Annotated in this window: 7 protein-coding genes; 2 read left to right on the forward strand and 5 right to left on the reverse strand. The window is 64.3% G+C overall.

Annotated features, from left to right (window positions below; translation table 11 throughout):
* Window positions 1-60: 60 nt before the first annotated feature.
* Complete coding sequence (locus tag AB0313_RS06980) at window positions 61-4,161, forward strand: FtsK/SpoIIIE domain-containing protein (protein ID WP_366304490.1); 4,101 nt, start codon at window positions 61-63, stop codon at window positions 4,159-4,161.
* Window positions 4,162-4,213: 52 nt separating this feature from the next.
* Here the strand turns inward: AB0313_RS06980 and AB0313_RS06985 are convergent, their stop codons facing one another.
* Window positions 4,214-4,606 (reverse strand): hypothetical protein, encoded by a 393-nt coding sequence (locus tag AB0313_RS06985; protein WP_366304608.1) that lies wholly within the window; start codon window positions 4,604-4,606, stop codon window positions 4,214-4,216.
* A gap of 325 nt (window positions 4,607-4,931) precedes the next feature.
* Here AB0313_RS06985 and AB0313_RS06990 point away from each other — a divergent pair, with 325 nt between their 5' ends.
* Window positions 4,932-5,180, forward strand: coding sequence for a WhiB family transcriptional regulator (locus tag AB0313_RS06990; RefSeq protein ID WP_003804966.1), 249 nt, complete (start codon window positions 4,932-4,934; stop codon window positions 5,178-5,180).
* A 127-nt stretch (window positions 5,181-5,307) separates the two neighbouring features.
* On the opposite strand, the gene AB0313_RS06995 is transcribed toward AB0313_RS06990, so the two are convergent.
* Genes AB0313_RS06995 through AB0313_RS07010 form a run of 4 tightly spaced genes read right to left on the reverse strand, consistent with a single transcriptional unit; the run spans window position 5,308 to window position 13,654 of the window.
* Window positions 5,308-6,774 (reverse strand): sensor histidine kinase, encoded by a 1,467-nt coding sequence (locus AB0313_RS06995; protein ID WP_141942249.1) that lies wholly within the window; start codon window positions 6,772-6,774, stop codon window positions 5,308-5,310.
* Window positions 6,775-6,801: 27 nt separating this feature from the next.
* Window positions 6,802-11,655, reverse strand: coding sequence for an NAD-glutamate dehydrogenase (locus AB0313_RS07000; RefSeq protein WP_366304492.1), 4,854 nt, complete (start codon window positions 11,653-11,655; stop codon window positions 6,802-6,804).
* Between the two features lie 56 nt (window positions 11,656-11,711).
* On the reverse strand, window positions 11,712-13,016 hold the full coding sequence (locus AB0313_RS07005) for a P-loop NTPase (RefSeq protein ID WP_366304494.1): 1,305 nt from the start codon (window positions 13,014-13,016) through the stop codon (window positions 11,712-11,714).
* Complete coding sequence (locus AB0313_RS07010) at window positions 13,013-13,654, reverse strand: hypothetical protein (RefSeq protein ID WP_141942255.1); 642 nt, start codon at window positions 13,652-13,654, stop codon at window positions 13,013-13,015. Before AB0313_RS07010 ends, AB0313_RS07005 begins: the two co-directional genes overlap by 4 nt.
* Window positions 13,655-13,693 lie beyond the last annotated feature (39 nt).

Consider the following 13,693-nt stretch of genomic DNA (forward strand, 5'->3'; position numbering starts at 1 on the left):
CTGGGGCCAGCCTGGCACCCTGGCTAGCGTGTGGGTACCTACACGAAGGATCCGCAGCCAATGACTCTCAATTGCACGCTGGTTGGTGGCCCGGCTTCACCGCGTGTCGGGCCACCTTTGGAACTGTCCATCGATGCACCACCTGGCACTGAGGGCTCCGCGATTCACGAGCAGTTGGTGCGGAAGTTCGGCGCGGGCACTGTCACCGTGGGCGGGAAGGATCTTTGCGGCCTCGTCGTGGGAGTTGCACCGCTTGTGGAGGCGGCAATACTTGTCGACGGCGGTTCTGCGCCTTTGAGGCCGCGTCGTCAGCCAGGTGGGGGTTCTGGGAGTTATCTGGTCCTGACCATCGACAGCGGAGCAGCAGCGGGAACAGCAGTACCCTTGCGTCGCGGCAGCTACACCATTGGTCGCAGCGGCACTTCGATTGCCATTCCGGACCCGGAGCTGTCCCGTGAACACGCCCGTCTGGTTGTCGGAGAGACCGACATCGTGTTGATCGACCTGGAAAGCGCCAATGGCACGTTTGTTAACGGTGAAAGGATCCGGAGCGCGGAAGTCTCCACCGCATCGAGGATCAGGTGCGGGGAGTCCAACTTTTCACTGACGTTTTCAGACCTGCCCGGGCAGGTCCTTGCAGAAGCCGGAAGGTCCGTGGCGGAGCCAATTGTGGTGTCCGGCCGAATCGACACGCCAAACCGTGCGGTGTTCCTTGTGACAGCGGTTCTGCCGCTGGCGATTGGGGTGCTGTTGGCTGTTTTCACAGGAATGTGGATGTTCCTTGCCTTTTCCGCTGCTTCTGCGGTCTCACTCGTAGTGCCTGCGCTTGGCAATCACCGCCAGAGGCGGGCTTTGTCTGCAGCGGTGCGGGCCGCTGTCGAAGAAGACAAAACCCGCCGACGGCGGTGCGGCCCTCCCCTGTCCATGGTGGCCTTGGCAGCACACCAAAGGAAAGAGACGCCAGCCAAGGGCTCCGAGGGCGGCGGCGTTTGGCTGCGCCTGGGCGAGGCAGAACAAGCACCCAACATCCGGATTGAACCGGCACCCAATCCCAGCGCAATTCCGCCGGCAGGACACCTTCCTGTCCTGCTCGACCCGGGCCGCCCTCTCACCACACTGTCCGGCTCCCGGGCCGCCACCGACGGGGTCCTCCGTTGCCTTCTCATGCAACTTACGGGATATCCGCAGGCCGCAGGTACCCACGTCGTCATCCACGGAAAGCCCGGAAGCCTGCCTCTCACTGCCCGCTATCTTCCGGGAGTAACGCTCACTGCGACTATCGACGCAGCGCTCTGCGCAGTGCAGAGCAGCCGTCCTCCAGGTTGGGGGCACGCGGTCCTGCTGATCAGGGGGGAAGCCCTTGCAGCGGAGGCGGATGGTGTAATCCGCGACGCCGGAGTTCGGCACGGCTGGCAGGTCCTCCATTTCCTTCAGGACCTGGGCAAAGACCCGTCGTCCGATGTTCATCTATCTGGGGGCACTCCGGCCGTGATGCTCAACGGTGGGGCGACCGCATTCGTACCCGACCTGGTGCCCGAGGAAGTGTTCGCCGCTTACTGCCGGCGCCTGGCCGGCGGCCACCCTCCAGACAAGGAGCAGGTCAACTCCGTTCCCGCTGCCTGCAGCCTGGCTGAAGTCCTGCCCTTAGCAGCTGGCCCCACCGCTGAACGGTGGGAGGCCAATGAACTGTCCGATGGACTTGTTGTACCCCTGGGCCTGGGTGCATCTGGACCGAAGCTACTGGATCTTCAGGCAGACGGACCCCATCTCCTGGTTGCAGGCACCACCGGCTCAGGAAAATCGGAATTGCTCCGGAGCCTCACCCTGGCACTCGCATTGAGCTATCCGCCGGAGCGGGTCAATTTCTTCTTCATCGATTTCAAAGGCGGTTCAGGATTGGGCCCACTAAGTGGCCTTGTCCATTGCGTGGGGGTTCAGACAGACCTTTCAGCCGCCGATATGGATCGAACGCTGACGTCCCTTCGCGCTGAGGTGCGACTTCGGGAGATGCGCCTTTCGGCCGCCCGTGTTCCGGACATCTCCGCTTACCGCCTTACAGCGGCGGCCAAGGAGTTTGTCCTCCCCAATCTGGTAATCGTCATCGACGAGTTCCGGATGCTGGTCGACGATGCGCCCGAAGTGCTCCGCGAACTGCTGCGGATAGCTGCAACAGGGCGCTCGCTGGGCATTCACCTGGTGATGGCAACCCAAAGGCCGCAGGGCGCACTCACGGCGGACATCCGCGCGAACGTCACATCCAGCATCGCTCTTCGTGTGCAGTCCGACATGGAGTCGGTGGACATCATCCACTCCAAAGAAGCTGCAGCCATCGGTGTTGATGCTCCCGGCCGCGCGTTTCTTGCCCGCGGCACCGAGCCGGCCGAGGAATTCCAAGGGGCATCCCTGGCTTCCATCCCTGGGGGCCGAGATAGCGCCGTGACGGTGCACCGGACAACTGATTACCTCTGCAGGGAGACTGACCGGACGGGTGGTCCCGCTTCTGCGCTTACTCCCGTTCAGGCGGCGGAGCCGCTGGCAACCATGGTGCGGAGCCTCTGCTCTGCACAAGAGAGGCAAAGCCCGAGAAGACCCGTCGCACCTCCCTTGCCGGAAGAACTGGGGGAACCTGCTTCGGATGGTCCAGGCCCCGCGCCGGCTCACGGCGGCTCATCCCGGGGAGTACAGATGGAACCGCGTGCCGGCCAGGTTCGGCTCGGCTTGATGGATCTGCCTGCCAAGCAACAGGTGGAACCCCTGGCGTGGGGGCCTGCCCATCACGGCCATGCAGCGTTCATCGGCAGTGCTGCTTCCGGGGCCGAAGCTGCTTTGGAATTAACGGTGCACCAAGTAATAAACGGCGCCGCCGAAGCGCATTTCTATTTCCTGGATGCCCCGGGGAGCCTCCTGCCGCTTGCGGGGGCACCCGGAACGGGCGCCCACGCCGGACTGCACGACCTCCGCCGGGGGGTACGAATCCTGGAGCGGCTTGTCCGTGAACTTGGGGAGCGGCTGGCCAGCCCCGCCTCCGGTCGCATACCGCTAATCCTCGCAATCACCGGGTGGGGGTCCTGGGTGTCGGCTTTCCGTTCGGGACCGCTGGCCTGGGCGGAGGATCTGGTTCAGGACCTCGTCCGTGACGGCGCCCGGGCCGGGATCACGCTGTTGCTCTCGGGCGAACGGGAACTTGTGACTGCCAGGTTCTTTGGCACCCTTCCCAACCGCTTCTATTTTCCAGCCGGCTCCAGCGAGGAGAGCCGTGCCCTCTGGCCCCGGATGCCTGCCGTCCCTGCGGTTGCGGGGCGGGCGGTAGCCTTCGGCCCAGTTGCCGGGGGCGGTCTTGCCACCAGTCAGTTCTACCGCAGCCCTGCCATGAAGCTTTCCGGCAGGAGCCGTACCGGGTACCGTGCTGCCTCATCGCCTCCTTTCCGGGTGGAACCCCTTCCCGTAAAGATCGCAGCACGCGAGGTGGTGGCGCTGGCCAACCCCGCCCTGCCACCGGCAGGACCTCGGTCCTCCCTCCCGTGTCCGGAAAAGACTGCCGGCCGGGACAGCTCATTATGGTGGCAGGGAGCAACCAGAGGAGGGCAGCGGGATGTCACTTTTGGAGTTGCCGGCGATGAGCCCGCTCCGGCATCCTTCCGAATGCCTGGCGGTGGACTCTTTGCTGTTCTTGGCAATGCGGGCAGCGGCAGGAGCAATACGCTGCGCGCGTTGAAGGCACTCAACCCAACGAAGCTCTGGCATGCCTGCCCCTCACCGTCCGGGCCTGCCGGACAGACAGACGCTGCCGGCGACTTCCTGAAACACCTGCTGATCCAGGCGGAGGCAGGAGCGCGTCCCCGTGAGGGCATACTGCTTGTTGACGATGTCGACCTGCTTGCCCCGCCTGCACTGCGGGACCTGGAGCGGCTAAATGCCCTGGGGTGTTCCGTGGTGGTTTCCGCCGCGTACAGCCCGGTGCTTCTCCAGCGCGTTCCGCTCATCATGGATGCCCGTCTGGCAGGCGCCGGCCTCTTGTTGGCACCGCGTTCAACCGCGGACGGCGACCTGTTTGGGATCCGGTTTGAAACTGAGCCAAATCCCCCGCCCGGACGTGGCGTGTTAATCTCCGGTGGCCGTTCCTGCCCCGTCCAGGTGGCATGGGCCGGAGCGGACGGTTGATGCCGTTTCCGCGGGTTTTGGCGCTCGCCCGGTTCAGCTCAGGGGAAGCAGGTCAGAGGGCCGGTGGAGGGCTGCCCGTGCGGGACGCGTAGTTGATCACCTTGGTGGAAAACAGCAGGATGATGGCGATAACCGCGGGAACCACCATGGCGATTCCGGGCAGAAGAAGGCCACTGCTCAGGGCGGGCACTCCGATGGTCAGCGCGAACAACTGGGCCACGAGCGCGGCCGCCCTGGTCCATCTGTAACCGCGGTAGAGGAAGACGCCAACCGCAAACAACCAGGCGGAGAAAGCCAGGAGCAGACCCAGCGTGAAGACGGCGCCCCAGAAAGAAAGGACCGGACTTCCGCTAAGCAACTCGTAGGCATACCAGCCGGCCGCGGCCAGCAGGGCCGTTGCCTCCGCAACTGCAACAAGGGTAACTACCTTCGCCCCGCCCGGGATAGGCCCAGGCCTTCCATCGTCCCTGCGAGCGCGGCCGCCGCGGGGGTCTTCGGGAGACGGGGAGGCGGCTGCTGGGTCTACGGGGGGTCTTGACACACTCGCACCATACCGGACATAGTCGGACGCTGGTGAGGGCCGGAGCCGCCACTGTGATGCATCGCTCAGGTTTCGAGGGATATCGTGCGTTCCTACCCCTTGTTTACACAGCGTTAACATGACAGGCTTGATGCAGATGACCAAGGGGGCCCAGAGGGCCCTTTTCCTTTGTAGCCACTAGTGAATAATTTCACAAAGGCACTTCCCAGAAATGGAGCAACTGATCAGCATGGATTGGCGTAACCGCGCAGCGTGCCTCGACAAGGACCCGGAACTGTTCTTTCCAGTCGGAAATACAGGACCTGCCCTCCTGCAGATCGAGGAAGCCAAGAGCGTCTGCCGCCGGTGCCCTGTCGTGGACACCTGCCTTCAGTGGGCACTCGAGTCAGGCCAGGACGCCGGCGTCTGGGGCGGCATGAGCGAAGACGAACGCCGCGCCCTCAAGCGTCGTGCAGCCCGCGCACGCCGCGCCTCCTAGGACACCTAGGCGGGCAGGGCGGCTGCATCGACGGCAATAGCTTAACTACTGAGGCCCCGGGATAATCCAGATCTGGATTATCCCGGGGCCTCAGTCGTTTTGCCAGTAGTTGCCAGGGGCTGCCGGTTTATTTGCGTGCGAGGCTGAGCCGGATTTTTACTTCGGTGCCACCGCCCTCGCGGCGCTGCCAGCTGATGGTCCCGCCCAGTTCGCTCGTCACCAATGTCCTCACGATCTGAAGCCCCAGCCCCTCGACGTGCGGTGTCTCCGGAAGTCCCACGCCGTCGTCGGCGATGGTAACTGTCAGCTCTTCGCCGTCATCCCCGTCCGACCGGTCGGCAACCAGCCACACTGTTCCTGCCCTGCCCTCCAGGCCGTGCTCAACGGCGTTGGTCACCAACTCGTTGATGACCAACGCGAGAGGAGTGGCAAGGTCACTGGGAAGCTCACCGAAGGTGCCGGAACGCTCCGTTCGGACCTGCTGGGAGGGGGATGCCACCTCAGCTGACAGACGGAACTGCCGTCCGATCAGTTCGTCGAAATCCACGCTTTGCGTCAGTCCCTGTGACAACGTCTCGTGGACGAGTGCAATGGTGGCGACACGGCGCATCGCCTGCTCCAGGCCCTGCTTCGCCTCATCGCTCACCATGCGCCGGGACTGCATCCGCAAAAGAGCTGCGACCGTCTGCAGGTTGTTTTTGACCCGGTGGTGGATCTCCCGGATAGTGGCGTCCTTGGTGACCAGCTCCATCTCACGCCGGCGCAGTTCAGAGACGTCGCGGCACAGCACGAGTGCGCCGAACCGCTGCTGCTCATCCCGGAGCGGAATGGCCCGCAGCGACAGGCTGACCCCTCGTGACTCGATCTCGCTGCGCCACGGCATGCGGCCCGTGACCACCAGCGGCAGGGTTTCATCGACCATGCGGCGGTCCTTCAGCAGGCCGGCGGTGACTTCGGCGAGGGAGCGTCCTTCCAGCGATTCACCGTCCCCCAACCGGCGGAAGGCTGAAACACCGTTGGGACTGGCGTACTGCACCACGCCGTCGGCGTCGAGCCTGATCAGCCCGTCCCCCACGCGGGGAGCGCCACGGCGCGAACCCGTGGGCGAGGCAAAGTCCGGCCACAGCCCCAGTGTGCCCATCCGCAGGAGGTCGTAGGCACACTGGCGGTAGGTCAGCTCCAGCCGTGAGGGCATCCGGGAACTGGACAAATCCATGTGGGTGGTGACCACCGCCAGGGTTCGCCCGTTGCGCACCATGGGGACGGCCTCCACACGGAGCGCCATTTCGCTGTTCCAGTTCGTCTCGCTGGAGCGCTCGATGGTCTTGCTGTTCCACGCCTTGTCCACCAGCGGCTGAAGATCCGAACGGATTCCCTCGCCCACGAAGTCACTGTGGAACGCAGTGTGGGTGGTGGAAGGGCGCACATGCGCCAGGGCAATGTACCCAAGCTCGGGGTGGGGGAACCAAAGCGCCAGGTCGGCGAACGCCAGGTCCGCGACCATCTGCCAGTCCCCCACCAGGAGGTGCAGCCATTCGGCATCGCCCGGCCCGAAATCAGCATGTTCCCTGATGGGGTCCGTAAAGATTGCCACTGCACCTCCATTTGCGACGCCGTCTTGCTAGCGTCGGACGATTGACCTCAAGAGCCTCAATGCTACCGACAGTGAGGCCATGTCGTCGGCCTCGAGCGCGTTCACCTCGTCGAACATGCTCTTGGCCCTGCCCAGCTGCTCGGCGTTCTGCGCCTCCCAGTCCTTGAGCCGCGCCTCTGGTTCCCCGCCTCCAGGCGTGGCGTCCAGCACCGCGGTCGTCATGTCGGACACCGTGGAATACAGATCATCCCGCAGGGCAGCCCGCGCCAGGGCCTGCCACCGGTCCTGCCTGGGCAGGCTGCTGATCCGCTCCAGCAGCGAGTCCGCGTGGAACCGGTTGAAGACGGTGTAGTAAACGGCGGCGATGTCCTCCACCCGGTCCTCCCGGGACCGGGCGATCCTGGCGATGTCCAGGAGCACGAAGCTCTCGAAGAGCTCCGCCCAACGCAGGGCCAGGTTTTCGGGAAGTTCCCATTCACGGCCCTTCGCCAGCCATGCTGCCACCCGTTCCCGGTCGTCCCCGCGCAAGTAGTCCAGCAACCGGGCGCGCATCGGGTCCATCAGCGGCTTGAACTCCGCGATGACGTCGGCAATGGGCCGCGAAACGCTTTCCTGGCTGAGCAGCCACCGGACGGCGCGGTCGAGGAGTCGGCGGATATCCAGGTGGACGGTGCTCCAGTGTTCCGTGGGGAACGAAGCCGGCAGGCTGTTGAGCTCCGCCACCATCGAATCCAGCTCGTACACCTCGCGCAGCGCCACGAAGGCCTTTGCGACGGCCACTTCGCTGGCCGATGTCTCCTCCATGACCCGGAATGCGAAAGTGATGCCGCCGAGGTTGATCATGTCATTGGCAACCACCGTGGCGATGATCTCGCGGCGCAGCGGGTGGGTGTCCAGTTCCGCGTCGAAGCGTTGGCGCAGTTGGTGCGGGAAGTACGCACGGAGGGTCCCCCGGAACCAGGGGTCGTCCGCGAGATCGCTGTCCCGCAGGGCCGAGGCCAGTTCGATCTTGGCGTAGGCGGCCAGCACCGACAGCTCCGGGGACGTCAGGCCCTGCCCCTGCTGGAGGCGTTCCCGCAAGGTCTCCGTGGTGGGCAGCGCTTCAAGGTCCCGCTTCAGGTCGGCGCTCTTTTCGAGCCAGTCCATGAGCCGCTCGTAGCTGGGGCTCCACTCCGCCACCCGCGTGCGGTCGTTCAGGAGCAGGATGTTCTGGTCGATGTTGTCCTCCAGGACCAGCCTGGCCACTTCGTCCGTCATGGAGGCGAGGAAGTCGGCACGCTCCCCCGCCGGCAGCTTCCCTGCAGCCACCATGCGGTCAACGAAGATCTTGATGTTGACTTCGTGGTCAGAGCAGTCCACGCCGGCCGAGTTGTCGATCGCATCGCTGTTGAGGATGACGCCCTGCAGCGCTGCTTCGATGCGGCCGCGCTGCGTCATGCCCAGGTTTCCGCCTTCGCCCACCACCTTGACCCGCAGGTCCCGGCCATTGACCCGGATCGCATCGTTGGCTTTGTCACCGACCGATGCGTTCGATTCGGAGCCGGCCTTCACATAAGTTCCGATCCCGCCGTTGTAGAGCAAATCTGCAGGGGCCAGCAGGATGGCACGCAGCAGCTCCGGTGGGCTGAGCTCTGTGGTGTCCGCCGGGAGCCCAAGCGCGGCCCGCACCTGGGTGGAAACCGGGATGGACTTCGACTGCCGGGCGAACACGCCGCCGCCCTCGCTGATAAGGGACTTGTCATAGTCGTCCCAGGAAGATCTGGGGAGGTTAAAGAGCCTCTGCCGCTCCGCGAACGAAGATTCCTCATCCGGATTGGGGTCGAGGAAGATGTGCCTGTGGTCGAATGCCGCCAGCAGGCGGATATGCCGGGACAAAAGCATCCCGTTGCCGAACACGTCCCCGGACATGTCTCCCACGCCGACCACGGTGAAAGGCTCGGTCTGGGTATCCAGGTCGAGTTCACTAAAGTGCCGCTTCACTGATTCCCAGGCACCCCGGGCGGTGATGCCCATGGCCTTGTGGTCGTAGCCGACTGAACCGCCGGATGCGAAGGCATCGCCCAGCCAGAACCCGTACTCTGCAGAAAGGCCGTTTGCGATGTCCGAGAAAGTAGCCGTGCCCTTGTCCGCCGCAACCACAAGGTAGGAATCGTCGTCGTCGTGCCTGACAACGTTCGACGGCGGCACGAGCCGTTCGCGGTCGCCTTCCGTGAGCAGATTGTCGGTGAGGTCCAGCAACCCCCGGATGAAGGTCTTGTAGCTTTCGACGCCTTCCTCCATCCAGGCAGCGCGGTCCGTCGAGGGATCCGGAAGCTGTTTGGCGAAGAATCCGCCCTTGGCGCCGGTGGGCACGATGACCGCATTCTTCACTGTCTGTGCCTTCACCAGGCCGAGGACCTCGGTGCGGAAATCCTCCCGCCGGTCGGACCAGCGGAGGCCCCCCCGGGCCACCTTGCCGAACCGCAGGTGCACGCCTTCCACCCGCGGGGAGTAAACCCAGATTTCGAACATGGGCCGCGGGAACGGCAGCCCTTCGATCTGCGCCGGATCCAGCTTGAAGCTCAGGTGGGGCTTGTCCTGGTAGAAGTTGGTGCGGAGGGTGGCCTCAATGAGGTTGGCGAAGGTGCGCAGCACGCGGTCGGCGTCGAGCGTTGCAACCTTCTCGATCGAAGCCGCCAGCTTCTCCCTCACGGACGCCTGAGCTTCGGCTCGTTCCTCGTCTCTGACGGATGGGTCAAAGCGGGCAGCGAATAGTGCGCTAAGCCCCCTGGTGACGTCCGGGTTGGCCAGCAGCGTGTCCGCCATGAAGCCGAAAGAGCTGCTGTTGCCCATCTGCCGCATGTACCGGGCGTAGGCCCGGAGCACTGTTATCTGCCGCCAGTGCAGCCCCTCACGCAGCACCAGCCTGTCGAAACTGTCCGACTCCGCGGCTCCCGTGACGGCTGCGCCAAACGAATCAGCAAGTAGCCCACCGGTTGATACCGGGTCAACTCCGGCCGGGTATTTCAGGCCGAGGTCGTAAAGGAAGAAGTCGCGGCGGTCCGCTGTTTCGATCTCGAAAGGACGCTCATCCAGGACCTCAAGGCCGAGATTGTGGAAATAGGGCAGGATCTGGCTCAGGCTCTTGGGTTCCAGCATGTAGAGCTTGACCCGGGCGTCCTCCTCAAGGGTGGCGCCTGCACCTTCAGGAAGGTACACGTGGACACCGGGCCGGTCCTGTATCGCCCCGCTGTCCCGTTCGGCGGCGGCACCGTACTTTTCAAAACGGGCAATGTCTTCGAGTGCGTCCTCTACTTCGTAGTCCACGCGGTAGCTGGCCGGGAAGGCCTCGGCCCAGATGGCAGCCAGTTGCTTGGCTTCAGCAGGGTCCCGTCCCTCGCGAAGGACTTCGGTGATACCTTCACTCCAGGACCTGGCCGCCCGGACCAGCCGCTTCTCCAGCTCATCGGTGTTGACGTGGCTGACGTCGGCATCCTTTGGCAGGCGAATGCGGAAAAACAGGCGCGCGAGCGCTGATTCCGTCATCCGCGCTTCGTAGTCGATCGAGACCGCCTGGAACGTTTCCCTCAGTTCCTGCTCAATGCGGAGCCTGACGTTCGTGGTATAGCGGTCCCTGGGCAGGTAGACCACGGCCGACATGAACCGTCCATAGATGTCGGGCCTCAGGAACAGCCGGGTGCGCCGCCGTTCCTGCAGCTTCTGGATCCCAAGCGCGGTTGCGGCGAGGTCGGGAACCTCGATCTGGAACAGCTCATCACGGGGGTAGGTCTCCAAAATTCCCAGCAGGTCCTTGCCGGAGTGCGAGTCCGGCGGGAAGCCCGCGTTCTGCAGCACGGCGTCCACTTTCTCGCGGACAATGGGAATGTCCCGCACGGAACCCGCATAGGCACTGGTGGCGAACAGTCCGATAAAGCGGCGTTCACCGTTGACGTTGCCTGCGGCGTCAAAGCTTTTGATGCCGATGTAGTCCAGGTAGGCCGAGCGGTGGACTGTGGACCGTGAATTGGCCTTGGTGATGACCAGCGCACGCTTTTCCCGGGCCTTTTTGCGGCCCGTATCGGTGAGATGCTGGATGTGCGGGGAGTCGGCGGCGGCGCGGAGAAGCCCCAGGCCACTGTCCTCACGGAGTTCCAGGACGTCCTCGCCATCCACGTTGAGCAGGTCGTATTCACGGTAACCAAGGAATGTAAAGTTCCCCTCGTCGAGCCACCGGAGAAGGTCCTTGGCCTGCCGCAGTTCCGCAATCTGCCCGGAATTGGCCACCCGGTCCAGGCTTTCGGCGATCTCCAGCGCTTTTTGGCGCATCTTGGGCCAGTCCTCCACCGCGGCGCGGACGTCGTGGAGCACGCGGGTCAAACCTTCGAGCAGGGATGCCTTGGTCTCATCCGGGACGCGCTGGATCTCGACGGCGATCCAAGACTCCATGTGCGAGGCGTTTTCGCCCTGCGCAATCAGGTGGGAAAGGCTGGGCATCGCGGCTGTGTCCCCACTGGAGATCCCCAGGTGCGCCGGAACCCTGTTGACCTTGACCAGTTCACCGGTTTCCCGGTTCCGGGCGGCCACGAAAAGGGGGTGGACCACAAGCTTGATTGCCGCGTGCTGCCGGACAAGCTCGGCGTTCACCGAGTCGACAAGGAACGGCATGTCGTCAGTCACGACGAAAATGACGCTGCTGTCCTCTTCATCAACGATCGAGACTTTCGCCTGTCCCGGCTGCCGGAGAGACGCCAGACGGCGGTGCTCCAGCGCGCGGGCCTCGAGGACATCCCGAGGGTAGCTTCGGGCATCCTCCTCGGCCAGGTGCTGGTAGTAGTCCCCCATGAAGCCCTCGAGGCCTTCAATTGACAGGGGCTGGTCCTCCACGCTGGATCCAGACGACATTCGACAACGCCTCCATATGAGTTATCCGCCGCACCATTGCAGCTCTTATGGCGAGCCTATCCGTTTGATCTCCGCCGTGGTGTGGAAGAAAATACAGAGGATTTGGGTTTTCGCTGGGCGGGTGCACATACGAGCGCGCGGATGGCGTGCCGCAGCACCGACTCGGGGGCGGCTTCCAACAGCAGAGACCCTGCCAAGAGGGAGGCGTCGGCGGCACTGGGGTCATGGGGCAGAAACGATTTGAGCCCAAAAGCCGGCCCGTACCTTTCCCAGGCGTCCCGCAGTTGGCGCTCAGGTGCCCGACCAACCGAAGAGGAACGCACCTTGTTCATGACCACAATGGGGGACGCCTGCGGGACGGCAGCCTCCAGCTCGGCGAGAGCACGGACCATCCTGGGTACACCCACGGGGTCTGCCGCACCCACGGCGTAGACCGTGTCGGCAAGCTCCAACGGACGCAGGGTGGCGGCGTTTCGCCGCGGCGCCACCGTGTCAAAGCTGAGTTCCTCATCCGCTTCCAGGCAGAAGCCTGTGTCCACCACCACAACGTCGGCAATCTGCCGGGCCCGCTCAAGGACAATCGCCAGAGCCGCAGCGCGGAGCTCGGTCCACCGGTCAGCCCGGGTAATTCCGGTCAGGACCCGGAATGTGCCGGATGCTGTGGCTACGGTGGCTGCCACCCTTCGGAGTGCATCCGCATCCAGCTGGCCCTGGTCAGCGAGCCGGCACGCCTGGGCGAGCCCCGCTGACTCGTCAAGCAGACCCAGCACCGCCGCTACGCTTGCGCCGTAGGTGTCGGCATCGACCAGCAGGACGTCGCTGCCGTCAGCCGCCAATTCCCCGGCGATGTTCACGGCAACCGTGGTCCTTCCCGGGGACCCCGCGGGCCCCCAGACGGCGATGAGCCTTCCGGTCCCCTGCCCCTCCGGGTCGGGTTGTGGTTCGACGGTCTCGCATACCAGCGCAACGCCGGTGTCAGCAGGCGTGCTGCGAATGGCCGGACGGACCGAACCGGCCAGCTGCGCGACGGCGTCGGAAATCCGGTCCGAAAGTTCCGTGGAGGCGACACCCGTCAGCGCCGACGCGACACCGATCTTGCGAAGCCTTTCGGCTTCCTCTGCGTTATCTGTCAGTGCGATGATTGCCACGCCAACAGCTCCGAGCCGGTCCACCAGGGAAGCGGTCAACGCCTCGGTTCCCTCCGCTACCACTGCAGCCCGTGCAAGTCCGCTCTGGCAGGCTGCCAAAAGTTCGGGAAGCTCGTTGCATCTTCTGACGACCGTGACCGGGCCATGCAGCCTTTCCAGACCGCCCACCAGATCCTCAAGGCTTTGACCTACGGTAACGACGGGAATACTCACCGGCCGCCGCCCGGATTCCAGACAACCGATATTTTGGCCTCATTTGCCTGGGCGCCGAGCAACGCCGGCATCTGCTTGTCCTCCACCAGGACCATCAGCACGGTAGTTTTCGACGAGCCGAGCGCCGTGGACCCGGTGGTGATCTCTGCGATCTCAGCTCCGGGGAGGATGAGCTTCGGCTCACTGAAGCCGTTCCTGGCGTCCGGCTGCGCCACCCAGACATCCACCCGGGCGCCGGCCACTGCCTGGGACGGCAACGTCTGCTCAACACTCAGGGCAACGGGCTTCCGGTCCAGCCGGTCGGCCGCACCGAGGCTTGCCCTTGGAACCAGCTGGTCCTTTCCAATCCTCTGCATGGCGACGACGTCCTGGGGAAGGCCCGACTCCACGGTGATGTAATGCTGTTCCGTGTCGCCGAGCCGGACCTTGGCGCGGACCACGTTCTCTGGCGTCAGTCGTTCGCCCACAGCAATACCGTCGCGTGCCGCGTAGACCTCCGTGGTCCGGTCTGCGTTGTTGACCAGAAAGATGACGCCGGCAATGGACACCAGGACCAGGAGAACGCCCACCAACAGCCGCGGGTCCTTCCACGATGGCCGCCTCAGCCGTGGTGCAGTGGCACTTGAATCAGGAACCATACCGTTCTCCCCCTGGGTACGCCGGACCAGTCCCGTCTG

The organism is Pseudarthrobacter sp. NPDC080039 (assembly GCF_040702335.1).
Lineage (GTDB): Bacteria > Actinomycetota > Actinomycetes > Actinomycetales > Micrococcaceae > Arthrobacter > Arthrobacter enclensis_A.

What these genes read in the sequence shown, in the direction of transcription:
- AB0313_RS06980 (WP_366304490.1), top strand. Translation starts at nt 61, where the DNA reads ATGACTCTCAATTGCACGCTGGTTGGTGGCCCGGCTTCACCGCGTGTC.
- AB0313_RS06990 (WP_003804966.1), top strand. Translation starts at nt 4,932, where the DNA reads ATGGATTGGCGTAACCGCGCAGCGTGCCTCGACAAGGACCCGGAACTG.
- AB0313_RS07000 (WP_366304492.1), bottom strand. Translation starts at nt 11,655, where the DNA reads ATGTCGTCTGGATCCAGCGTGGAGGACCAGCCCCTGTCAATTGAAGGC.
- AB0313_RS07010 (WP_141942255.1), bottom strand. Translation starts at nt 13,654, where the DNA reads ATGGTTCCTGATTCAAGTGCCACTGCACCACGGCTGAGGCGGCCATCG.